The organism is Clostridium sp. C8-1-8, assembly GCF_009928445.1.
Classification (GTDB): domain Bacteria; phylum Bacillota; class Clostridia; order Clostridiales; family Clostridiaceae; genus Clostridium_AR.
This window is the reverse complement of record NZ_JAABNO010000021.1, coordinates 71284-96921: the sequence shown is the minus strand read 5'-3', so window position 1 is coordinate 96921 and position 25638 is coordinate 71284. Positions and strand designations below refer to the sequence as shown.

The 25638-nt window shown below is 31.9% G+C and carries 19 protein-coding genes; 13 read left to right on the top strand and 6 right to left on the bottom strand.

From position 1 onward, the window contains the following. Nucleotides 1-1040 (top strand): transposase (locus GXK57_RS18905; protein ID WP_160679322.1); only part of this gene is annotated, 1040 nt, incomplete at its 5' end. Between the two features lie 540 nt (nucleotides 1041-1580). On the opposite strand, the gene GXK57_RS18900 is transcribed toward GXK57_RS18905, so the two are convergent. Genes GXK57_RS18900 through GXK57_RS18890 form a run of 3 tightly spaced genes read right to left on the bottom strand, consistent with a single transcriptional unit; the run spans nucleotide 1581 to nucleotide 4685 of the window. Then, a complete protein-coding gene (locus GXK57_RS18900) occupies nucleotides 1581-2858 on the bottom strand; it encodes an AAA family ATPase (RefSeq protein WP_160679320.1) in 1278 nt (425 codons plus the stop codon). A 12-nt stretch (nucleotides 2859-2870) separates the two neighbouring features. Then, the gene (locus GXK57_RS18895; RefSeq protein ID WP_160679318.1) at nucleotides 2871-3767 is read right to left on the bottom strand and encodes a tetratricopeptide repeat protein; all 897 of its coding nucleotides are present in this window, start codon (nucleotides 3765-3767) and stop codon (nucleotides 2871-2873) included. Nucleotides 3768-3806: 39 nt separating this feature from the next. After that, on the bottom strand, nucleotides 3807-4685 hold the full coding sequence (locus GXK57_RS18890; protein WP_160679316.1) for a tetratricopeptide repeat protein: 879 nt from the start codon (nucleotides 4683-4685) through the stop codon (nucleotides 3807-3809). Between the two features lie 554 nt (nucleotides 4686-5239). Between GXK57_RS18890 and GXK57_RS18885 the strand changes: the two genes are divergently transcribed. Both GXK57_RS18885 and GXK57_RS18880 read left to right on the top strand, forming a co-directional pair. Further along, nucleotides 5240-6121 carry a LysR family transcriptional regulator gene (locus tag GXK57_RS18885; RefSeq protein ID WP_160679314.1) on the top strand — a complete coding sequence of 294 codons (882 nt, stop codon included), beginning with the start codon at nucleotides 5240-5242 and terminating at the stop codon, nucleotides 6119-6121. A 108-nt stretch (nucleotides 6122-6229) separates the two neighbouring features. Beyond that, on the top strand, nucleotides 6230-7504 hold the full coding sequence (locus GXK57_RS18880) for an adenylosuccinate synthase (RefSeq protein WP_160679312.1): 1275 nt from the start codon (nucleotides 6230-6232) through the stop codon (nucleotides 7502-7504). A 408-nt stretch (nucleotides 7505-7912) separates the two neighbouring features. Here the strand turns inward: GXK57_RS18880 and GXK57_RS18875 are convergent, their stop codons facing one another. The 3 genes from GXK57_RS18875 to GXK57_RS18865 form a co-directional block, all read right to left on the bottom strand. Next, entirely contained in the window at nucleotides 7913-8101 is a 189-nt protein-coding gene (locus tag GXK57_RS18875) for a hypothetical protein (protein ID WP_160679310.1), read from the bottom strand. Between the two features lie 177 nt (nucleotides 8102-8278). Next, on the bottom strand, nucleotides 8279-8422 hold the full coding sequence (locus GXK57_RS18870; protein WP_160679308.1) for a hypothetical protein: 144 nt from the start codon (nucleotides 8420-8422) through the stop codon (nucleotides 8279-8281). Between the two features lie 90 nt (nucleotides 8423-8512). Beyond that, nucleotides 8513-9793, bottom strand: a complete 1281-nt coding sequence (locus tag GXK57_RS18865) for a helix-turn-helix transcriptional regulator (RefSeq protein WP_160679306.1) — start codon at nucleotides 9791-9793, stop codon at nucleotides 8513-8515. Nucleotides 9794-10105: 312 nt separating this feature from the next. Between GXK57_RS18865 and GXK57_RS18860 the strand changes: the two genes are divergently transcribed. The 10 genes from GXK57_RS18860 (at nucleotide 10106) to GXK57_RS18815 (ending at nucleotide 25420) form a co-directional block, all read left to right on the top strand. Continuing rightward, on the top strand, nucleotides 10106-11155 hold the full coding sequence (locus GXK57_RS18860; protein WP_160679304.1) for an ATP-binding protein: 1050 nt from the start codon (nucleotides 10106-10108) through the stop codon (nucleotides 11153-11155). A gap of 399 nt (nucleotides 11156-11554) precedes the next feature. Further along, nucleotides 11555-12211: a hypothetical protein gene (locus GXK57_RS18855; protein WP_160679302.1), complete on the top strand. Its 657-nt coding sequence runs from the start codon at nucleotides 11555-11557 to the stop codon at nucleotides 12209-12211. Between the two features lie 362 nt (nucleotides 12212-12573). After that, nucleotides 12574-13860, top strand: a complete 1287-nt coding sequence (locus GXK57_RS18850) for a tetratricopeptide repeat protein (RefSeq protein WP_160679300.1) — start codon at nucleotides 12574-12576, stop codon at nucleotides 13858-13860. Between the two features lie 144 nt (nucleotides 13861-14004). Then, nucleotides 14005-14439 carry an aminoglycoside 6'-N-acetyltransferase gene (aac(6'), locus tag GXK57_RS18845; protein WP_160679298.1) on the top strand — a complete coding sequence of 145 codons (435 nt, stop codon included), beginning with the start codon at nucleotides 14005-14007 and terminating at the stop codon, nucleotides 14437-14439. Between the two features lie 32 nt (nucleotides 14440-14471). Further along, entirely contained in the window at nucleotides 14472-15137 is a 666-nt protein-coding gene (locus GXK57_RS18840) for a class I SAM-dependent methyltransferase (RefSeq protein WP_160679296.1), read from the top strand. Nucleotides 15138-15415: 278 nt separating this feature from the next. Next, entirely contained in the window at nucleotides 15416-17014 is a 1599-nt protein-coding gene (locus GXK57_RS18835) for a beta-N-acetylhexosaminidase (RefSeq protein WP_160679294.1), read from the top strand. A 684-nt stretch (nucleotides 17015-17698) separates the two neighbouring features. After that, entirely contained in the window at nucleotides 17699-18721 is a 1023-nt protein-coding gene (locus GXK57_RS18830; RefSeq protein ID WP_160679292.1) for a Wadjet anti-phage system protein JetD domain-containing protein, read from the top strand. Further along, nucleotides 18712-20211 carry a replicative DNA helicase gene (locus tag GXK57_RS18825; RefSeq protein ID WP_160679290.1) on the top strand — a complete coding sequence of 500 codons (1500 nt, stop codon included), beginning with the start codon at nucleotides 18712-18714 and terminating at the stop codon, nucleotides 20209-20211. Before GXK57_RS18830 ends, GXK57_RS18825 begins: the two co-directional genes overlap by 10 nt. After that, a complete protein-coding gene (locus tag GXK57_RS18820) occupies nucleotides 20211-20951 on the top strand; it encodes a DUF6063 family protein (protein WP_160679288.1) in 741 nt (246 codons plus the stop codon). The genes GXK57_RS18825 and GXK57_RS18820 overlap by 1 nt, the downstream gene beginning before the upstream one ends. Next, complete coding sequence (locus tag GXK57_RS18815; protein WP_160679286.1) at nucleotides 20951-25420, top strand: hypothetical protein; 4470 nt, start codon at nucleotides 20951-20953, stop codon at nucleotides 25418-25420. Before GXK57_RS18820 ends, GXK57_RS18815 begins: the two co-directional genes overlap by 1 nt. The last annotated feature ends 218 nt before the right edge of the window (nucleotides 25421-25638 follow it).

Below are 25638 nucleotides of genomic sequence, written 5' to 3'. Positions count from 1 at the left end.
CAGTAGCAGATTGGTTAAAGAAATATCCACAAATCAGACTAGTCAGTAGAGATGGCTCAATATCATATGCTAGCGCAATTACAGAGGCACTTCCAAACGCTCTTCAAGTATCAGATAAATTTCACTTAGTGAAGAATTTACTTGATAACATAAATAGATATATTAAGAGAAAATACCCAAAAAACTTGGTCATACCAAAGAATAAAGAAGAAATTGTTGATGCCGTTATAGAAGATAAAAATAATATCAAGACAGCTATAAGAGATGAAAAAATCAGAGCTAAATGTGCGTTTATAAAAGAAATAAAGGATAAGCATCAATTTGGAGCAAGCATACGAGGACTGGCTAGAGAGTATTCCATGTCAAAAAACACTATAAAGGAATATTTGAAATCAGAAAAAAATATATATTGGCCTCAAGGAATAAAAAGAGGAAGCGAACTTGATAAATATAAAAGTCATATTGTTAAGTTACTAAAACAATGTAAAACACATAAAGAAATCTTACATGAAATAAGTAAATTAGGTTATAAAGGATCGCTTTCGTACTTGTCTTCATATATGAGCAAAAATGGTATAAAAAGAGCTTCTGTAATTGACATAGCAGACAGTAGTGTTAATACAAAGACAAATTATATTATTAATTCAAGCTTAGTAATTAATGCTATATGCAAGAACTCAGAAAATCTAAGTAATACTGATGTTGATACACTTAGAATGTTAAGCAGAACATATCCTGAATTAATAGATTTAAAGAATCTTATTGATGACTTCAAGAGTATATTTAAAGGTGGTTCTCTCACATTAGAAACCTGGATAAGTAAAGCTAAAGATTTTAATGTTTCAGAGTTAAGCTCATACATATCTGGAATAGAGAATGATATTGCGTCAGTTAAAAATAGTACCAGTAGTAAATATAATAATGGACTTCTTGAAGGAATGGTGAACAAGGTTAAAGGCATAAAGCGCACAAGCTATGGAAGGTGCAACTTTGATCTTCTAAGGAGTAAAATTCTACATTCTCAGGGTACGACTGGATAGAAAAACAGTGTTTCTTCCAGCTTGGTACACTATATTATAACTTCACCAAAATTGCGAGAGAACCAGTTTTAAGTATAAATCAATATTTTAGGTTATGTTTTTCAAGTTAATTGAGTATAAAAAGAGTATTCATGGATTTGTGTTGAACGAATCTAGGAATGCTCTTTTTTAGGCTCTAGTATAATTTAAATATGTCTAGAACTAGCGCAAAGTATAATAAGAAATAGCTTGAACTTTATGTGGGGGAATTCTAGAATATTTTATTGGCTGAACCTAGTAAAATTAATGTGTTAGAGGAAAAGGTTATGGTAAATAATAAAAAACTATGAAGACTGAAAAATTTTCTTCACATATATTATTAAAGGTAAAAGCGTAAAAATATCTTATTGCCGGCAATAGTTATCTCATATACATTTAGAAATGCTAATGGTCAAAACAAATCGCTAAAGAAGGTCTCTTTAGCGATTGGTTTTAGTTATTTGTTTTATAGAATATAATCCGTTGATGATTTTTAATGTATTTACTTATCGTAAAGATAGCTTATAAAAGTTTCTTGTTAGCATTAATAAATTTATCTACTTCATCGTAAAGTCCTGACTGATTGGAGTATTTAATATAGTTCTTTATGGTTCTTAGCCATTCTAAGGTTGAAGGCTTTGTCATTTGGATGGCTGTATTTAAGTCATTCATGCCTATAGGGCGTTCTATGCCAGTTCTCATGATTTCTTCTATTACGTTCTCTGTTGCAACCTCAACTACGTTTTCAATATCTGCGCCTGAATATAGTGGGGTTAGTTTGGCTAAGGTGCTATAATCTATAATTTCCATTGGTCTATCTTTTAGTTTTAGCTTGAAAATAACTTCACGGGCTTTTTGGTCTGGTGGTGGTACAAAAACTGTTTTGTCAAAACGACCAGGACGTTTGAAGGCAGAGTCCACATCCCAAGGCATATTGGTAGCGCCAATAATTAAAAGCTTCTGAGTACTTGAGTCTATACCTTCAATCTCAGTTAGCAACTGATCTATTACAGGTCTCATATGTTCTGAGGAAAGTTTGGATCTGTTGAAGCCTATGGTGTCTATTTCATCAAAAAACATAACGCAAGGTTTCTTAGCTCTAGCAGTTGCAAATATATCCTTAACGTTAAGAGCGCTTTGTCCAAGGTAAGGATTTAGTATATCGGTAATATGCACTGGAATAAAGTTTGCGTTACACTCTCCAGCAGTTGCTTTAGCCATAAAAGTCTTACCACAGCCTGGAGGGCCAAAAAGTAATATTCCTCCTCCTACCTTCTTCTTAAACTTATCGAATAGGCCAGGGCTTACGAAAGGCTTTATTATTTTCATCTTAATAGTTTCTTTTAAATCATCTAGTCCGCCAACATCATTGAAGGTAACCTTTATATTTTCTTCTTTTTCATCTAAAACTGCATAGTTTCTTCCACCTTCAATTACTCTAAGTGGAATTACATTTGTGTGTTCTTCTGTTGAAGGCATATCTTCAATTTCATTACTTTCTTCTATATTATCTTCGATGTTTTCAGGTGAAGGTTCAGTTTCATAAGTCTCTCCACTATTAGCCTTGGTTGAAGCTCCAGGTTGAAGTTTGTTAAGCACCTCCATATTGGAAAGTTTAGTGAGTTCTATTATTATCATATCTTTAGTTTTATCATCGCAATATTTTAAGGCTTCTGAAAATGATTTAAGCGCTTCGCTATAATTGCCAACTGCTGAGTACTCTGATCCAAGCAGATACCAAGCATTGCTGCTTTGAGGATTTTCTTTTACTAGTCCTCTTAAAAGTTCAATTTTATCCATTTTGAGCCTCCTTTATATATTTCTACTATTAGATTTTATTTTTGATTTCTTAATGAGTCTGTATACAAAAAGTGAAAGGTAAGTATATAGGACAAAGATTAGATATGTTACAATCAGTATCCAATGTATGGTTATATCTTTTATATTCAAAGTTGCTATGAAAATTATAACAAATCCTAAATAAACTACGCCAGCTCCTCCGGCTTTTTGAATTAATCTATGAGGTATAAAGAACCAATTTGTTAATATGTCCATTTCTTCTAGCAATCTCAATACCTTTGGATTAGTAGGATCAAGTAAGAAAGCTTGTCTAAAGTTTTCCCTTGCAGAAGCGTAATTTTTATTGTGCATATTAAATACTCCGATATGGGTAAGCTTACTAACTTCATCATTTTCGCTGGTTAAATACTTTTGTAAAGAGTTGAGTTGATTCCTTTTCCTTCCCTTGCTCAAATTGTAAACAAACATATGGCGAAGTACTATATCATCTGAGGGAGCTATTTGTAAAGCTTCGTTGATAAGCTTTAGAGCTTTTTTGTCATTGCCGGTTTTAAGCATCACTGTTCCATAGGAGGATAATGCCCTAGCATTTTTAGGGTTTATGCGAAGACACTCACTATAGTGTTCTGCTGCTTCTTTATATTTAGCCAATTCTCTAAATATACATCCTAAGAGAAAATGACAGTCTTCAGCAGAAAATCCATTACCGAGGCTTTGATAGCAAAGTTCTATAGCGTCTTCATGAATATCAAGATTATAATAGCAGAGAGCTAAATAATACAGCATCCTACCGCTATTGGGTTCGAGAGATAGTAGAGGTTTTAACTTATCGACTGCCTGGTCATATCGGCCCATATTTATATAGGTTTCCACTTCATATAGAGCCTTTTTAAAATTTTCATTTTCCATTTCGTACTAACGACCTTTCTGTAAAATAATAACCCAAAACTATTTTTTACGTATATGCTTTTCAATAAAATCTAATAGTAACCCTACGCATGCAATATATACAATATAGCTAATATATGAATAATAAAGTATAGTAAATGCTCCTTTAATAATAGGTGTGTTGGCGATTATCATCAATGCAACTAACCCCATTAAAAGTACGATACCTGGTCTTTTAGTTTTTGCTAGTGGTATAAGTGGGATCAATAACCATTGTGAAGGCCTGGAAGTCTTTTCAAGAAAACCTAGCAGAGTTTTATTAGTTGGATTTAGTACATAAGCTTGCCTAAAAAAATCTCTTGCTTTTAAAAATCTGTTGTTTGATAAATTATAGACTCCTAGGGCCACCAATTTATCAAATTCGTTTTGTGAGTTTTCTAAGAATTTCTGTAAGGCCTCTTTCTGATATTTCTTATTTTTCTTTGTAGTATGGAATTCCAATATATCGCACAATACATCTATATCAAGCGGATCAATTTCCTCAGCTTTTTTTAAATACTTCAGTGCTTCTTTTTTATTACCAACTTCAAGCATAATTAAAGCTAAAGAAGACAAAGCAGATGCTTCAAGAGGATTTATTCTAAGGCATTCAAGATAATGCTCTTTAGCTTTGTTTAGTTTTGATAATTTTTTGTATATCATACCTAATAAATAATGACAGTCTCCAGTAGAACCGTTTTTTAAGCTTTCATAGCAATACATAAGAGCAGCTTCATCTTTGTCTATCATGTGATGGCAGAAACCAATTAAGTATAAATATCTGCAATTGTTTGGGTTGTTTGATAACATTTCTTTTAATACATCAATTGCCTGATTATATTTCCCCATTGATATATAGATATCAACTTGGTTTTTAAGTTTTGTATCATCTGTTAACATTAAAACCAGCCTTTCATAATTGATACGCTATATAGGGAACCAACTTTAACTATTAATTTATACATGCCACAAAATCGCCAGAATCCGAGATTTAATAATAAGTATAAATTAAGTTTTCGTAAAGGATACCTATAAGTTACCATATAATCAAATAAGACGATGCTGTTAAAGTACTGTGTTGAACATAGCCAATAAGATAAATGGTAATTGTAATTTCACAACTATATGATAACAGAAAAAGTAAATTCATAAAAGAAATTAAATCTTTAATATAGTTAATTTTCTTAGTGTACACTAAGACTATATATTATAAGTGGTAATAAAGTTAGAACCATTGATTAAGATTAGTAAACATAATAAAGAATGTGAAAAGAGTCATTGCATTTTAGTTATGCTAAATGTATCTATGAGGGCAGGAAAGCGTTATATGTAACTTTTGACAGAGATGTCAAGCCACTTTAACGAATTTAATACTATTTACTGATGAAGATTTTAGTAATATATTATAACTATATCTTATATGATAAATCAGTAAAATAAGGTGTGGTTATGTCATGATAAACTTTGAGTATTACAAGATATTTTACTATGTGGCAAAGCTAAAGAGTATAACTCGTGCAGCAGAGGAGCTTTATATTACTCAGCCTGCTGTAAGTCAAGTGATAAAGCAGCTGGAGAATACTCTTGGCGGAAACTTGTTTTATAGAACTTCCAAGGGAGTGAGGCTTACTCCTGAGGGAGAGGTTTTATATACATACATATCAAGAGGTTATGAGTATATGGCTCTTGGAGAGAGTAAGTTTAAAGAGCTTTTAACCCTTGAAGCAGGTGAGATAAGAATAGGGGCTAGTGATATGACCTTACAATATTATCTTCTGCCTTTTCTTGAGGAGTTTCATAAACTTTATCCAAAAGTTAAGGTTAAAGTTACTAATCTACCTACACCAGAAACCTTAGAGTACTTGAAACAAGGCAAGATAGATTTTGGAGTAGTAAGCCAGCCGGTAAAGGAGTATGAAGGGGTAAAGATAACTTCGGTATGTGATATTCGGGATATATTCATTGCCAATGATAGCTTTAAAGAGCTAAATAATAGGAGCATAGAGTTTAAAGAGCTTGAAAACTATCCTATAATCTGTTTAGAAAATGGAACAAGTACTAGGAAGTATGTTGATGATTTTTTAGCAGGGGAAAAAGCTACTCTTAACATCGAATTTGAGCTTGCTAATAGTGATTTAATTGTGGAGTTTACTAGAAGAAGCTTAGGTATAGGCTGTGTTGTAGAGAACTTTGCTGAGGAGCTTATTGAAAAGGGAAGTGTGTTTGAGATTAATTTAAAGAAGCCTATTCCAAAGAGAAGTATATGTATTATAACTCAAGATAAAGTGCCTATTTCGCCTTCCGGTAAAAGACTATTAGATTTGTTAATGCCATAAGTACAGCTTATATCATGGATAAGTAATACCAATTATATTTATATCACCTTCTATGTTACGATTATTTGGTAAGTCAAATCCAAATTAGTTTTATAGGAGGTTTTTGTTATGGTTAAAGCAATAGTTGGTGGCAATTGGGGAGACGAAGGAAAAGGCAAGATTACTGATATGCTTGCAGAGAAATCTGACATAGTTGTTAGGTTTCAGGGAGGAGCTAATGCGGGGCATACTATAATAAATAATTATGGAAAGTTTGCGCTACACATACTACCTTCAGGTGTTTTCAGAAAGAATGTTACAAATGTTATCGCTCAAGGGGTAGCATTTAATATAGAAGAGTTTTTTAAAGAACTTGATAGTCTACTGGAACGAAAGGTTCCTATGCCAGAAATAAAAATATCTGATAGAGCTCAAATTGTTATGCCTTATCACATATTGTTTGACCAATTAGAGGAAGAGAGACTTGGAGCAAAAAGCTTTGGCTCAACAAAGTCTGGAATAGCTCCTTTTTATTCTGATAAATATCTTAAAATAGGGGTTCAAGTTTGCGATTTATTTGATGATGAGATTCTTATGGATAAGATAAAACTAAATTGTGATCAGAAGAATGTTCTTTTAAAAAGTCTATATAATGGGGAAATGCTGGATTCTAATGTGATTTATAATAAATTAATTAGATATAGAGAAAGGCTAGAGCCTATGGTGTGTGATGCTGCTTTATTGCTTAATAATGCAATAAAGCAAGGGAAAGAAATACTTTTAGAAGGGCAGCTTGGTGCATTAAAGGATCCTGATAATGGCATATATCCATTTACAACGTCCTCATCACCTTTGGCTGGTTTTGGGGCTGTAGGTGCTGGGATTCCACCTTATGAGATAAAAGAAATAGTTACCGTTGTGAAAGCATATTCTTCTGCTGTTGGAGCAGGAGCTTTTGTAAGTGAGATTTTTTATGATGAAGCTGATACCTTAAGAAAGCTAGGAGGAGATTGCGGAGAATACGGAGCAACAACTGGAAGACCTAGAAGAATGGGATGGTTCGATGTGGTTGCAACAAAGTATGGTTGTATGCTTCAAGGCACCACAGAAATTGCCTTGTCTTTAATAGATGTGTTAGGTTATTTAGATAAAATTCCGGTTTGCATTGGATATGACATTAATGGAAAGGAAACTAAAGATTTTCCTGTGGCACCATTACTTAATAAAGCAAAACCTATCTATACCTATTTAGATGGCTGGAAATGTGATATTACTGGTATTCGTAACTATGAAGACTTGCCAGAAAACGCAAGAATATACATTGAATTTATTGAAGCTCAAGTTGGTTATCCAATAAAATATATATCTAATGGGCCAAGAAGAGAGGATATAATTTTTAGATAAGAAAATATAAAATCTCCCTTAGTTAATAAATTATGTTATTTGACTAAGGGAGATTTTAATGTTGCTGTAGTTTATATGATTCTTCATAGATGCAATACTTTATAAAAATACGAATCTACATAGCATAACCATCAATGTGTAAGATAAGCTTATATATTCTAGTTGAATTTGCATAGTTACTCTTATCTTGAAACATTTTGGCTAACTCTTTAAAATTTGAAATGATAAGAGGAAGTAATTTCAACCAATACTTCATGTGTAATCATTTTATACTTAAGAAGTCAATGCCTCTATTATGTTTCTACACTGCTCATATAGCTGAGTAATATTACTATCTTAGATAATATATAAGATAGTTCCTTGAGAAGAAACCTTGTCCACAATATATGTAAGTAAATTATTTGTTCTTCAATGTTTTTTATTTCTGAATATTATTGCAGCAATAGCCAGAACGTATAATATAAGAATAGCAAAAAAGAATGCCTTATCGATATTATTTCCTTTTTGTATAAAGGCTAAATTGAAGGTAGGCAATAGCGATGCAACGCCAAACGGTATAAGATATGAGTATTTTGAAACAATTTTATTATTTGTCATATAGAATCTCTTCTTTTATCAAAAATTGATATAATTTATAATAGTTTTAATTTGTAAAAATTTCAAGAAGGTGTGTAAGTGTATTTTAGTGTTAATGTTAAAAATATCCCTAATTGAATCAGCATATGTATGATTCAATTAGGGATTTGTAGTATAGAAGCAACTTATACCTAAATATTATAAATCAGTAGGGAATGGATATTCTATAAAGATACCGTTTAAATTACCTGATTTAATGTTAGCAAGATTGCTAATGTTTGGTAGAGTGATAAAACCTATTAATAATGTGCTAATAATAAGACTAGATAATTTCTTTTTCACCTGAACTCCTCCTAGATATAATATATGTTACTATTATATTACAAAATATACATAAATGCACTATATTTACTTAATTATAAAAAAGTATTTTTACAAGTAAGATTCTAGTTCATGTAGTAAAGTAATAGAATCTTCACGATTACCTTCAAGAGAAGCTACTTCTGCAAGTTTAAATATAGAATAACTTTTTCCTGATTCTAGATTGTAATCTTTAGATGTTATCAGAAGTCTATTCATTTTTTCTTTGATTTTACCATAGTCTTTTCTAATTTCTAATATCTTAACTAGATATTTATAATTATCAATTAAAATATTGAAAGTCATGTACTGCTCTGCCATATCTATTGCAAGTTCAATTAAAAGTAGGCTTTCATCGTAATAACCTTGAGCTAAAAGTACTTTTGACTTTAAAGCTAGGGTTGAGGATAAGCTTCTCTTGTTAGATTTCATTTTTACTCTTTGAGCTTCACTTATATAATTTAAGCTTTTAGAATAATCTGTTATATTGTAATAGTATTCAGCAATATTATTATAAATAACACCTAGTGTTACTTCATCACTAGCTCTGATTTTTTCTGCTAATTCAAAATACTCTTTTACTGCTTCTGATTGGCTGCCGTTTTCAAATAAAATATTAGCTTTTATAAATTTAGCACTATTAAAAAGAGCATGATCTGATGCTAATTTGTTTCTTAGTATATTTTTTTCTAAGGTATCTAGGCATTTATTAAACTGCTTAAGGCCAGCGTAAGCTATGGCTAAGTCATGACTTGCTTTAATAAATATTTCAATATCATTTACTTTTTCAGCATAAGCTATGGCTTGATTAAAGAAAAATAATGCATCCTCATAATCACCTTTTGCTATTTTACATGCTCCTAATTTTTTATATATGTCTGGCTGTTCAGTATAAAGTCTTAATTCTTTATACATACCTAACGAGTTATTTAGATAGATATAGGCATTATTATAGTCCTTTTCGGCTAAATACATTTTACCATTTCTAGCATAGGTTTCAGCTAGTAAATCATCTAAATGATAGTCTAATTCTATTTGTGCTAATTCATCTAATTTCTGATGAGTAATATTTTTTTCGAAATTCAATTCATTTGAACAATAGTATCTAGCATCATCCTTAGGTTGTCTAAAAAAGTAATCATCGTCTAAATTGAGATTAGCGTGTATTCTACTTGCTATATGGTTAAATTTCTCAGCTAACATTTTTGAACTGGATTTTGTAACATTTCTCTTGCCACTTTCCATCATACTTATGTAAGCCCTTGTCATATTTTCTGTTTCTAGTTCAGATTGGTTAACTCTAAACTTTTTTCTCATTAGTTTGATTTTTTCACTAGGATAAAAAAAATCCATAAAGATATCCCCCTATTTACTTAATTAATGTTACTTTGATACACATATATATAATTATACTTCAATAAAAATACTTAAACATCATAAATGTGAAAAAATGTTAATTTTATCAAGTTAATAAAATTAGTATTGATTTGTTCTAATTTGATAATTTATATATATATAAATAACGTTATATATTAAAAAAGTGCTAAAAAGAGTTGCCTTGTACAAACATAGTTAAACAAACTATGTTATAGAACTAAACATTAGTAGCAAAATAAAATTCCCTGCATATAGTAATGTTATATTACTTAATAGTAGGGGAGAAAAATGGCTAATTTTAACCGAGTTATAGTTGATAAAAATTTCCTTAGAAAAAAGCTAGTAGAGGATGAAGAGATAGCGAAGTCTCTAACTAGATTTGTAGATAACTCCATAATTGCTAGAACAGGGGTTACAACAGGTGATAATCCTTGCAGGGTAAGTATAAAGATTTCCAGTGATGAAATAACAATAAGTGACAACAGTGGAGGTATCCAAAGCAAGATCAGTGATAAGGATATATTTAGAATCGGTATTGAGGATGGCCAGGGTATTAAGGGATTAGGAATAAAAAAGTCTTTCTTTAAGCTGGGAAATAAGATTGAAATATTTTCAAATAAGAAAAGATGCTCCAGGAAGTTTGCTTTGGATATTAATTTGGGTAGCGAAGAGCTAGCTTCTCAAAGTGAAAACATAGCTTATAATCCTAAGGAAATAGAAGGTACAACTATAATCATTACCGACCTAGAAAAGACTTTGTTAAAAGAACTTAGCGGTAACTATTTTTATGAAAAGGTTTTTAAGAGCTTAGGAAGAATATATAGCAGATTCTTATCAAAGGGTGAGCTTATACTTTTGGTGAATGATAAGGAAGTTGAACCAGTAGATATTCAAGCAAGAAAGATAAGTTATTGTAAGATATTAGGTCACTATGATGTAACTTTGTATAAAGGTAGTAAGGAAGATACCTCAGGTATAGATTTGTATATAAATGATTTTATTGTGTTAGATAGAATTAAAAATAAAGAAGTAAAGTGGAATCTACTTAACGAGAGTAAATATACTTATACTGACTGCATTGTAGAGATTTCTTATGAAGGAGAACGGCCTAAATATGAGAAAGAAAAAGAAATCTTGTTTGCAGAAGTTATAAAGTTTATAAAGGAAAATAAAGTATACTTTTTAAACAGCACTATAATTATTCAGTACTCAATGCCTATAAGTAAGGTAGAAGAGCTGAAGGAATATTATGAGGAGGATACGGCCAAAGCCATAGGTATTAAAGGCTTTGATAAACTCTATGAAGATTATCTCAACAATAAAGCTAACAACAACTAGTGATAAGTTCCTGAAAAAAAGAGTACATTTTATATATTGGCTCTGTTAAAGGAACCTGTTGAAATTAAGTGGTAAGTCTACCGATGTTTAGATGAGCTTGCGCAAAGAATTAATAGCAGATAAAAATGCTGGAACCCGCATGTTTCCAATAAATTCTTAAGAAGTTAAGAATTTAAGAATATAAAAATATAATAATTTTACAAGTTAAGAAGTAAAATTTTTATATTCCTAAATAAAAAACACTTTACTTTATGAAACAAATAAAATACTTTTATTATTTTTTTGTTTTGTCTATTAAACACATAAAAGGTTTAAGGTAAACAGTTATTGTATTAATTGTAAAAGTATTGTTTTTATGTTAATATAGTTAAGCTATATTAAATAATGGAAGTGATTTGAATGAAAATAATGAGACTTTGCCCTCTAGTGTTAGTGCTTTTTCTAACAGCATGTTCCTCTAATAGCACTGCAAACAACACATCAAAGCAAACACCAGATACTCAGGCGAATAATACAACAAGTGCTTCAACTAATAACACTGATAGTAATAGCAATGCAAGTACTACTAATAATAATAATTCAGAAGCAAATAAAACTAATCAAAATACTACGAAAAATAACACTGACAGCTCTAGTAAAAAAACAACTACGCCAAGTAGCAATGCTCAAGCAAAAAGCTATACAGATCAGGAGATTACGGAAAAAACTAAGAATTATATTCTAAATGGTCAAGAAAATAAATCAGAGGCTGAAAAATTAAAATGGAGTAAAACTTTCTTAGAGAAAGTCAATATTGCAAGTCTATATAAAAAATATGTTACTAATGGTGGCAAAAAAGATGATGTTGCAAGCTTTGCATCTTATATGACTAAGAACGCACCTATTCAAAATAACTGGCAAGATCTATTTAAGAAAGATCTACAGGATACCTATGAAGAAAAAGTGGTTAAGCTAGAACATTTGCAAGGGGATTCTTATCAAGCTTATGTACAGAAGGAAGGTAAAGAAGTTCCTTTTGTTGTAGTTTCAGCGAGAACTGGGTACTTCCATGGTTAATGTTATTGAAAAATGCAAATAGTATTTACAAATAAAGCAAGCAGATTCAATTAATGTATGAGTCTGCTTGCTTTTTTAGCGAATTTTTTATTTTCTGAGGTGTCAATTATCATAGTTATCAGATTAAAAAACTATGTATCTATAAAAATATATTAACGTTACCAATATTGCCGACATGCCTCGTTGAAGCTCTGTTCTATGACAACATTTCGATAATTACTAAACATATAATGAGTATAAATGAAAAATGTTGAAAAAATTAACGTTTATTAATAAAATATGGTGATTTTTACTAAGTCAGCAGTTATAATATGTAATATGATTAATAACTTAAGCAATGAGATAGAAACGGGGTGATCAGTTTGGAATTTTACAATCCAAGTGAAAAGATTAGATTGATGAGGAAAAAGTTTAGAGTGAACCAAGCTGAACTTGAAGGAACTAATATGACAAGGGCCTTCATAAGTATGATGGAAAGTGGAAAAAGAACCGTTAGTAAAGCAAGCTCAAAGGCTTTAGCAGAAAAATTTAATGAAATTGCCAAGAGAATATCTGTTAACTTAAATCTAGATGATGAATATTTTTCAAGAAAGCCAGAAGAAGATGCTAGGCTTTATTGTGAAGAACAATTAACCAATGGAGAAACTCTTAGCTATAAGAAGCTGGATGAGCTTATGACTACTAGTAAAAAGTTTAATTTGGTAGATATATTGGCTAGAGTATATGAGGTTAATGGTAAAAAGTACGTTAAAGAACAAAATGATATGAATGCATTCATAAATTTTAGTAATGCTTTAGGAAAGTATAAGGAGTTAAGAGATGATAGAGCACAAGCCAGTGTTTATAATAATCTAGGCAATTGTAAATATAGAAGAAAAGAATATGATGAGGCGATTTTTTATTATAAACAAGCTATAGAACTTAGTTCAGCTCAGAGCGACAGTATTATATATATAAAGGCTAGTCTCAATCTGGCACTTTGCTATAATGAAAAGAAGGAGTACAAAAAAGGGCTAAATATAATTGATAATAATGTGTTAAAGAATGAAGAAGAAGTTACTAGTAAAATAATAAATGAAGCTAAACTAACTAGAGCTGTTATACTAAATAGCCTAAATAGAGGTGAAGAAGCAGTTAAAGAATACTTTAGTCTAATAGATATTATTAAAGATACAGATGATATACTTTTAGCTTATGTGTACAATAATTTGTCTGATTATTATTATAATATAGAGGAATATAGTAAAAGCCTTCATTACATAAGCCAAGCTCAAAGACTAAAGAGTTTAGTTGATAAGAGAACATTACCTAATACATTAAATACAAAAGGAAAGATTTTTTTAAAACAAGGTATGTACGAAGAAAGTAGTATGCTTTTTCAATTGGCAATAGACATAGCTCTTGAACATAAACAATACAATATGATGTTTGAAAATTATAGAGAGTTGGTTAATGTATATGAGTATGAGGAAGAATGGGAAAAGATTAGAGAAATAACTAAAGCATTCTTAGAAAATATAGAAAGCAATAATATTGAACTTGGGAAAAAATATGCTTTATATAAGCTAACAGAGGTATCCTTGAGGTTAGGGGAGAGTGAAGAAGCAGTAAATACACTAAAAAAGTTAGATTCATTGTTGATTTATTAATTGCATGGATATGCGTAGAGAATTATTTAAAGCTATTGGTAGTTTATAACTATACTAATAGCTTTTCAGTTATTAGATAAAAAATAGAACGAAAATAAGTATTAGCAAATTATAATGACAATCAATTGAAGAGAGGTATGTAACATGATAAAAAAAGCCACTATTACTGACAGCAGAGCGGTAGCAGAATTAGCCAACCTATTATGGCCGCACCACCAAGTTGCTGAGTTAGATGAAGAGTTTAAGCAACTTATTAGTTCTGAAAATGCAGCTTGCTTTATTTATTATGAGGATATAATTCCAGTAGGCTTCGCTCAGTGTGAATTGAGAAACGATTATGTAGAAGGAACAAAGAGCAGCCCAGTAGGCTATTTAGAAGGAATTTATGTAAGATCTGAGTACAGAATGAAGGGGATTGCTAAGGAACTTTTAGTATACAGTGAACAGTGGGCTAAAAGTTTAGGATGCAGTGAGTTTGCCAGTGATTGCGAGTTAGATAATACTCAGAGTTTTAAATTTCACTTGAATGCTGGTTTTAAGGAAGCAAATAGGATTATTTGTTTTACTAAAAAAATATAAATATAAGCTTATTTTATCAAGAAGGTGTTATATTGTTTAAAGAACATAATTATACCCTATGGGGAACCTATTGCAGTTGTGGAAATGAATGCAGTATCCTTCAAAATCTTCATCATCCTTGGATTGATACAAGCTTTGAAGTTAAATTAAAATGTAATAGCTGTGGTAAGGAATTAACAATTAATAAAGCTATGGCTGCTGCATTTTATGATGAAAAGATTCTTTCCTATTTTGCTGGAGTATATGGTAAAGTACTGGATTTAGGCTGTGGTGGAGGATTTTTGTCAAGAGCTTTATTAGAAGAAAATGCTATAGATAAAATATATGGTTTAGATATAGATGAGCAGTGTACTGATGAGCTAAAGGATATAATGATATCAAATAAATTTCAATTTATTAAAGTTGATATAAGCGCCTTAGGAGAAGTCTTTGGTGATAGGAATGTAGATTTTTTAGTGAGTAGAGATGTATTTATGTTTATAGAAGACACAGATAAGTATTTTGAAGCTATCACTAAAATTGTCAGTAAAGAGATTAGACAAATGGGATGGTATCAAGGGAGTAATAATAGAATGAAGAACAATCTTACTCCAGATAAGATTGTAGAAGAGTACAATAAGAGAGGTTGGACCACAGAAATAGAATATTTAGATTGGTATAAGGCTGGATATTTTATTAGAGCTAGTAAGAATAATTGAAAAGATTTATTGATTTCTAGACAATAACTTTGGAACAACAATTGTTATAAGTTGTAACACTTTAACGAAGTACAATGAAGTTAATTTTCCATATAATAGTGTGGAAAATGGATGATTTATGATGAAACTTAAAAATTTCCAACTTATTTATAGTATTTATTGTTCAAAAAAAGAAAAAGAATAATATTAAAGCTTTGAAGCAGATTATTACAAGTATGGGTATATATCTGAAACAAAGGAAAAACTAAAAATAATCTATAGATAAGGATGGTTAACAAATGAAAAAAATTGATAAGAAGTATTTTAAGTTATCTGTAATGCTTGCAATACTATTAGTTCCGTTTGCACTTAAATCTACAAGTTTTTATGAAGTAAAAGCCAGTTCTAAATTAAAACTTGCAGATGTCACTAACAGCAATAATATAATTCCTAAACCATTAAGCTACAAAGCTGGCAGCGGAGAATTTATTCTTACTAATAAGGCTTCAATTTATGTAAAAGGAAAAGATGACAATGAAACTGCAGAAGTTAGGAAGGTTGGGGAGTTTTTAAGAGAAAAGCTTAGAACTGCTACCGGATATGATTTAAACGTTGTTGTAGGAGATAATGTAGTACCAGGAAGTATATATTTGACAACAGTTGGAGCACAAGCAGACAAGGGCAATGAGGGCTATAGCATACAAACCACAGAGAGAAATATTAAAATTACTGCTAATAAGCCTGAAGGACTTTCAAGAGGTATCCAGACCTTAAGACAGCTTTTCCCAGCGGATATAGAAAAAAGTACTTTAGTGCCATCTGCAAAGTGGAGTGTGCCAGCTGCAACCATTGATGACAAACCTGAATATAGCCATAGAGGGTTAATGCTAGATGTAGCTAGACACTTTTTCACAGTGGATGAGGTAAAGCGTCAAATAGATCTAGCTGCTCAGTATAAAATAAATAAGCTTCATCTTCATCTTAGTGATGATCAAGGTTGGAGGTTAGAAATTAAAAAATGGCCTGACTTAACAGCTATTGGAGGAAGTACACAAGTTGGAGGCGGTCCAGGTGGCTTCTACACTCAAGAACAATTTAAGGACTTAGTACAATTTGCAGCAGATAGATATGTTGAGATAATTCCTGAATTTGATATGCCTGGACATAGTAATGCGGCACTAGCTTCTTATGGCTTTCTAAACCCAGACGGAAAGAAGAAGGCTTTGTATACAGGAACGAAGGTAGGCTTCAGTAGCTTTATGACTCATGATGAGAAGACTTATGGATTTATAGACGATGTAATAAGAGAGGTTTCTCAAATATCTCCTTCAGCTTATATTCATATAGGAGGGGATGAAGCACAAAGTACTAAAAAAGCTGATTATGATTATTTTGTTGGAAGAGTGTCTAATATAGTAAAGAAATATGGCAAGACACCAATAGGCTGGGATCCAATTGACACTGCATCTACAATTGATTCAGCGGTGGTACTACAAAACTGGAAGGATTCAAATGCTGCTGCAGTTCAAAAGAAAATGAAAATCGTAGTTTCAGTAGCTAAGAAAGCCTATTTGGATATGAAGTACAATGAAGCAACACCTTATGGATTGAACTGGGCTGGATACATTCCTATTGAAACTGGTTATAGATGGGATGTTACTGACTTTGCTCCGAAGCAATTGGCTTTAGGAATTGAATCTCCTTTATGGACTGAAACCATATCAACAGTAAAAGCTATGGACTATATGATTTATCCAAGACTTCTAGGCTATGCTGAGATAGGTTGGACACCTAAAACCTCAAGAAACTGGGAGGAATATAAGGTAAGACTAAAAAATCAAGCTCAGAGAATGAGAAACGAAAATATAAACTTTTATAGTGATCCTGGTATATTTTAGATATATGCGTCTATTATTAAGTGTAAATATGTACCACGTATGTTAGGAGTTTATTTTAAAATCTCCTTTTGGCTTCTGAGATAAGGATTTGATATTATAACTTTTAAATATGAAGTAATACATATATATCAAGCAGAGATAATTTTAAAATGAACTAGAAGAAGCTGTAAAAAAATAACTATATAGAAAAATTACATTTAGTAAAATCGAAGTGAATGACATATTTTAAGGTGTTTGCAAAATTACAATCCAGCAGGAGGATACATTAAAGCCTTCTACTGGATTTTTTTATGGTCATGATTAATAATATCATTTATAGTAAGTTGTTACCAGGCGAATTATGGGGATAAATTCTTAGAGCAAGCGTATTAAGCTATGGAATTTTGAAATACCACTTAAATATGTCATTGAAGTGGAAAGCTAGAAAAGTATAAGTTAGTAATGTACAGAACAAATATTCTGTCGATAATTGGGTTTTTCAGCAATTTTGTGTTAAAATATATGTATGTAAAAGTTGAGCTTATGCTATGCAGTTAAGGCTTTAGAGCGAGTTTGTTATGGCATTAAAATGTGGAAAATAACTAATTAATTTTAGCACAACAGGCTAACTGCTTCAAAAGCTAAAAGCAGGTGCCTTATTGTATAGGTACTAGCAAATATAGAAAATGAAGATTAGGTGAAAAAATGTATGATTATATAATAGATTATTTAAAAAAGATTGCAGCTAAAGAAAGGAAGACTGTAACCATAGGTGAACTGTTAGAGTTGCCTTTAAGCAATTTTGACTACGAGGATTTGGCAAAGGTAATTAGACAATTGATGCGGGAGAATATCCTTAAAGCAATAAATCCTAAAAATAATGATGGAAGGCCAGATCCATTGCCTCTTAAGCTAGGAATAAATAAAGAAGAACTCTTGAAAGATTATATATCTAGACTTGAGCAATATAGCTTGAAGTTGAGCAGTGAAATCGACATACAGGAATATTTCGGATTACTTGAACAAGAATTTGAAGAGGATTTGCCTTTCATAGACAAAGTAGATAGCTATATTAAAGCTAATGGTTTACCACAGGACACTGTTACACCTCAAGAAAGATCATACCAAATCTTTGGAGATGAAAAGTGGATAGAGAAGAATGGTGGGAAGGTTCTACTGGAAAGAATTAAGGTTTATCACAAGCTTAAAATAGACAATGGCTCTGACCCTTTGATGCTGGCGGTGAATCCTTTAGTTTATGCTAAAGAGCAGCATAAACATTTAATAGTAGAAAATAAAGCAACCTTTCTTGGACTTTTAGAGGTACTTCCTGATACTGAATTCTGCAGCTTAATCTTTGGCAGTGGGTGGAAGATAGTGGGTAATATTAATATGCTTGAAAGTCAGACTGGACTTAAGGAGAACAATATAATATATTACTTCGGAGATATAGACAATGAAGGTGTAGCTATATACAATTCTTTAAGTGAAAGAGCTTCCGTTAAGCTTGCAGCAGAATTTTATAAGGAGCTTCTAAAAACTGATTTTAAAGAAGGAAAGAAGAATCAAAAAAAGAAGCCGGAAGCTTTAAAGAATTTTGTGAAGAACTTTAATGAAAAAGAACAAAAACTAATACTGAATAAATTGGATACTGGCTATTACTGGCCTCAGGAAGGGCTAAGTAAGACAGAGCTTCAGCACATATGGAGGAAGGTTTCATGGACATAAACATAGGAAATGTAGTGGAGAACTACAGAGAGAGAATACAGAGATTGGCTTTATTTGATCCTTTATATGCTTTATCAAGAAAAGGTATGAGGGATAATAGTGGTAAGGATGTTGATTATTTCAGCTTTGGATTGCTGACTTTGCTGTTCTTTTTTGAAAATATGCTTATAAGAAATAAGAAGACTGGGGTTAAGGAACTAGCGGAATTTTTAATGGAACTTAGTAAAGAAGAGGTGGATTTGGATATTTACGGCTTTGAGCGAATAGCTAGAACAATTATCGATACCTTTAGACCTCCTACTGGAAAGAGAAACTCAAAGAGCTTTTACAATTGGGAGACAAGACAGCAGGATAATGTTCAGTATTCAATACTAAAGGCAGCTAAGGTGGATTTAGAGACAAACACTCAGTATTATACTCTTGATGAACAAGGCTTAGAGCTTATTTTTGCTACAAAGGAGTATTTCAATGAGTTCCAGCTTTCCATAAATCAGCTGGTGCTTAGAAAACAGCTTGAAAAGGGTGAGTTTTCTGGTGCTTTAAGGCAGATAGATGAGATGAACTTAGATGTTAAAAACCTTCAAGATAGAATAGTTAGGATAAAGCATGAGGTAAATAGAAACATTGTATCAAGCGAAACCTATGAAAGATATAAAAGCATAATAGAAGATATAAATAGCAGACTTGAAAGGGAGAACGAGGAGTTTGAGGAATTAAAAGCCTTTGTTTCAGAAACCAGAGAGAAAATAGCCAGTGATTTGAGCAAAGCTGAGGATAGAAAAGCCTATGAGCTTATCATACAGATAGACAAGGAGTTAGGTGAAGTTCATTACAATCACAGATTGCTTTTTAAGGACAGTATTATTCTTAAAACTTCTGCGCTTCAAGCCGCTCAAGAGTCTTTATATTATGTAGGTATAGATTCCTTCAATTTTAATCAGGAAATCACCAGCAGAGTGTTCTCATCGCCTATTCCTCTTAAGGAAACTAGAACTCTCATTGAACCTTTTCTTTATCTAGAGACAAATAAAAATTGGTCTCCAATAACGGTATTCTCTCATCAGAAGATAGAAAAGTTAGATAAGGAAGAAAGAGTAGTAGACTTCTTAGCTGTTACCAGCGATGAGGAGTTAAAGCGTGACATGAAGCTGCAAAGCAACAATTATAAAGTTGTTGGAGCTATAACTCTTGCGGCAATGAAGGGTAACGATGAAGTAACTATAGAAGAAATTGTGGATTTTATTAAAGAAAAGAATTATGGTGAAATATTAAATCATAGAAGTTTTTATGACTTTTTTATTATACTGCATCAAAAGTCTCCTATTATTATGGAACAACAGCAGGATCAAGAAGAAAGTTTACTGGGACAAGTATATAAGCTGTTAGCAAAGAGAGGTAAGACTCTTTATGTGGAAGAGCTAGACAATATACTTAAGGTAACAGAGAGATTTGAAATTAAGAACATGAGCTTTAGATTGGAGGAATTATAATGGCATTTTACAGCAATGAGCAGGTAATACAAAGTTTTAAGCTTTATTCTACCTTGGCCATGAAAGGATATGGAGAAAAGGAGGATTTAAGACTTTATCTATCTGATGACGTAATTAGAGGGCTTGTGGATCAATTTGCTAGAGAGGTAGATTGCACCATATTTTCTTCGGGAGAGCTTATATATATGATTCCTATAGCTAAGCATTCTATCTTCCATGTGTCAAACGAAGAGCTTAGAAAGGCTTATCTTCCAAGTAAAGCTGTAAACTTGGATTTGTATCTTTTATATGTATCGGTAATAGTATTATTTGGTGAGTTTTATGACAGCTATCAAACAAATGAGGCTACCAGAGACTTTATTACTATTTCCGATTGGCTTGAAAGTCTAAATCACAGGATATTTATTCTTACTGAGCATGATGAAGAGAAGTTAAAGACTCTAGATCAGGAATTTGAGTATAATTGGTCAGCTATTATTCAAAAGTGGACTGATATGGATGAGATAAAGGAAAAGGTTAAGAGTCAGGATGCTAGAACAATAAGCAGAAAGAGTTTTTTAAATACTGTTAAGAAGTTTTTAGAGGATCAGGAGCTTATAAAGGACATAGGCAATGAGGAGCTTGAACTTACAGAAAAGGCTAAGACTATCATCCAAAGATATTATATGGAGTACGATTATAATCGAGGTATACTTGACTTTATGTACAATATGGACAAGAAGAAGGGAGATGACAACTAATGCCTGCAATTTCAAAAATTCGTTTTACTAATGTAATATATGAAAATGGCGAGAAAAGATATAACGATGAGATTTTTGAGTTTGAAAGCTACAATGGTGCTATACTTCTTGAAAACGGTGGTGGAAAGACAGTTTTTGTTCAAACAGCACTTCAAGCCATATTGCCCAATATAGAGGTGGCGGATAGAAAGGTTAAAAACACCTTGTCTCTTCAAAATACCTCAGCCCACATAGCTATAGAATGGATACTAAATGAAAGACCTAGAAGATATGGAGTAACTGCTGTTACCTTATTTATGAATAAGGATTCCATTGATTCTTATAAGTATGTATATGAGTATTTAGAAAATGATGATAATTCTATAGAAAAGCTGCCTTTTGTAAGAGAGAGCGTAAGTGGCACAAAGAGACCTTCCACCAAGGAAGAGATGGCTGATTATTATAATGTTATGAGTCAAAATAGAATCAGTGCAAAGAGCTTTAAAACTCTTAGGGAATATCATAGCTACATTGAAGACAACTTTAAGATAATACCTTCGGAGTGGAGAAAGATAGCCTTAATCAATGGAGCAGAAGGTGGAGTTGAAGCCTTTTTTGATGCTTGCAAGACTACTGGACAATTAGTGGATAATCTTCTTATTCCTACAGTTGAAGAAGCTTTAGCTGGAGACGGCACTAAGGATTTTGTTGATATTTTTGAAAGACAAAGAGAACATTTTAAAAAATATAAGCAGCTTAATGCAAGAATAGAGGAAAGTAAAAAGGTTGAAGAGCAGATTGGTCTTTATTCAGCAGTTTTCAAAGAATATGATGAAGCAAAGACAGAGGAGATAATAGCAAAGGAAGAGTTAAAAGCTTTAGATAACTTTATAAAGCTAGAGTCTAAGGAAATAAAGGATAAGCTTGAAAAGAATATTAAAGAGTCTATTTCTTTGACACAAGAAGAGGAGCTTTGGAAGCAGAAGAACTCAGCTTATGAATTAAAAAAATATGAAAATAGCATGGTGAAGGAAGAAAAAGCTTATAAGGAAATTCTTGAAGGCTATGAGAAGCTTAATAGTTCAAAAATAGAGAAGGATAAGAGATATTCAAGTCTTCAGATATCAAAGTATAAGAAGGATATAAAGGTCGAAGAAGAAAATATTGAACTTATAAATAAACAGCTTAAAATCTTAGACAAGGATGAGGCAATTACTGATATTAAGGATAAGTTATATGATAACAGCAAAAGGCTTAGGGGCTACTATCTAGATAAGGAAGAGAAGCTAGAAAAAGAGAAAAATTTATTTCAAAGCCAGATGGACAACGTAGAGCAACAGATTAAAGCTGGTGAAATAGAGCTTAAGTCCATAAGAGAAAAGGAAAAAGCTTTATTAAAGGAAAAGAATACTATAGAAGGTAATATTCAATATCTAATTAAGGATATAAACAGAATAAATAAGGGTATTCTAGACAATCCCAATGAAGCTAACATAAAAGATGAAGTGTTAAGGTGGAAGACCAGGATAACTGAGCTTGAGCATAAAGTTTTTGAAGCAAATAAACAAAAGAGAAGCTTAATGGATGAGCAGCAGAATTTAAAAGAAGCTTTGTCTACGCTAAGAAAAAATTTAGAGGAAATCAATGAAGAAAGACATATTCTAAATAACGAAATTAGAAATATAGACCAGAATAAAACAGAGCTTTTATTGAAAATAAAGGAATTTAGAACTAGTTGGCTAAGCTATGATGTAGATGCCATATATTCTAAACAAAGTACCATAGTTACTCAGATAGAGGAGAAGCTCCAAAAGTTAAAGGCAGAAAAGGAGAAGTATCTGTTAAGTGAAAGATTAGCCCATAGGTACGCTGATGAATATAAGGATAGCGAATATTATACAGCTGATTCCAGCCTAGAGAAAAATATAAGCCAGTGGAGAAACAGCTTTAACTATCTAGAAAGCGGTACTAGATATTTGCAAAGAGTATGTAAAAATGAAGGTAAGCAGGAAGAAGAACTAAATAACTATTATCCATACTGGTCATTAACAATTATAACTTCAGAGGATGAGATAGAAAAAGTAAAAGCTAAGGTAGAGAAGATAGTTACGAATATTACTCATCCAGTGTTTGTAATAAGTGAAAAAGAAGCAAAGACAAGAGTTCTAGGTGAAAATATATTAGAAGAAAATAATGTAGTATATCCATCTACTTGGGCTAACAACCTTAAGCAAACATATTTTGATCAGTGGCAAAAGGAAATCACTGTAAAAGCTGAGGAAGCTACAGCTCTACGTGAAGAAAAGGAAGTAGAGCTTAGAAAGTGCCAAGAGTTACATAGAGATATGACTATATTTTACAACAAATATCCTTATGAGCAGTATAGCGAGCTTTCTAAGGCTGAAAAGAGTGTAAAGGAAAAGGCTGAGGAAGTTTTAGCTTCAATTAAGAGAAATGAAGATAGAGTAAGTGAAATAGATATAGAACTTAATAAGCTAAGCAATGATGTTCAAGAGTGTTCTGGTGAGCAGAAGAGCCTTGAAGAGAAGGTTTTAAAAGGACAAGAGTCTCTAAATAAAAGCAATGAAAAAGAAGAAAATGAAGCTAAGGTAATAGTTATTAATAAGGATATAGAGACTATTGGAGAAAATATAGCAAAGGCTGAGAAAAACTTAAAGGACAATGGAGATCTTAGAACAAATCTTTTAGCTGATTTGAATAATATTAAAAATGATATAAATTCACTAAGAGCAGAGAAGTTATATGAAGAAGTAAAAGCTACTTCACCAGCATATTCGGACTTAACTAAGGAGACCTTGGAGGAGGAAAGAAAAATTCTTCAAGATCAACTTAATAACAAGCAGCAGAATAGAGGCCAATTAGAAGAAAGACTTAGAAGCTCTCAAACCATTAAGAAAAACACGGAGAAACAGCTATCTGATTGCATAAGAAAATTAGAGTTTCAAGTAGATGAAAATCTTGAATTTCCTCTAAGTGGAGATAAGGAAATCTCTAGCTTGCTTGAAGAGATAGATAAGTTAAAGAAACCTTTAGAGGAAATGAAGAAGCAAGAGGAAGAAGCAAGGAGTAAATACGAGAAAAGCAAGAATTTATATGAATTTAGAAAAGAGGATTATCTAAAAGCTTATGATGAGATAATAACCTTTAATGAAGACCTTGGGTTATTAAAGACAAGGCTATCCAAAGAAAAAGATGAACTAAAGAAGAAAAGGGTTTATCTGTTTGGTGAAAAAGAAAGACTTGAAAAGGAAAATAAGAATATTGAAGATGTGCTTAGAGGTTTGGAGCTTTTTAATGTGAGCTATGCTTATTTAAGTGAAGAGATTGAGCTTCGTGAGCTTACAGAGGACTTAGCTCAAAAGGTTCCCTATAATAGATTGCAAATAATAGATTCTGCTAAGAAAAAATTAGAAACGGTAAAGAATTCCTTAGATAAAAAACTTTTGGAATCAGAGCAACAGAAGGTTATATTTATAAAGTTCTGTGAAGCAGAAATCCTTGATGTAAAGCTAAAGGAAATGGCTACTTCTGGAGTAAAGTTTAAAAACACCTATAAGGATATCCTAGAGTGGCAGAAGATGATGGAGGAGAGAATATCTCGTACCATAGAGATTGCTCAAAATGACATAAGAGAGCATGATAAGGAAGTACAGCAATTTATAAGTCAATTACATTCTTATTTAGTTACCATGGTTCAAGAATTAAAGGCTATACCTAAGAAGACAAGGATAAAGGTAGATGAAGATTGGAAGGAAGTATTTATCTTCAACGTTCCTGAGTGGGAAGAAAAAGAAGGTAAGGAAGAGCTGTCAAAACATATAGACTGGATGCTTAATCAACTAGAAGGTGATCGATTTAAAGATGAGAATGGTATAGAGCGTACAGAACTGGCTAAGAAAGAAATTGAAAAATGGCTTCAATCAAAGCAACTACTACAAATTGTGATGAAACAGGATACCATAAAGGTAAAGTGTAGAAAAGTAACCAATGACGGAAAGATGAGAAGTGCACCATTTTCCTGGGAAGTGTCTAATTCCTGGTCAGGGGGAGAAAAGTGGAGTAAGAATATGACCTTATTCCTAGGCATACTGAACTACTTAGCTGAAAAGAGAAAACAAATCATCCCAACTAACAGACATTACAGAACAGTGATTGTGGACAACCCATTTGGTAAAGCTTCCAGTGATCACGTTTTAGACCCCGTTTTCTTTATAGCAGAGCAATTAGGCTTCCAAATAATAGCCCTTACGGCGCATGCAGAAGGAAAGTTTATAAGAACCTACTTCCCAATAGTATATAGCTTAAGACTTAGAAACTCTAAAGACAATACTACTCAGATAATGACAAAGGAAAGAGAAATAAAGCATACTTATTTTAGGGACAATGATCCGGACACCTTAATAAGACTAGGAGAAGCAAAGCAGCTTGGCTTTGACCTGGATAGTTTATTTAAGAGCGGGGATGCATAAAGATGTACTAGTTCAAATTGAAATATACAAGTTATTAAAAGCACAATTTATAGTTTTAGTATTTTATATAGCACATTTATAGTTCCTGTAAGGGATATATATTTTATGGCAATAATATATAATGCTTTGTGAAAACATAAATTCTGTTTAGAAGTGTTACATATTTACTAATGCTTAAGATGTAGCACTTCAATGGAAAATTAATTGCTAAAACTCCT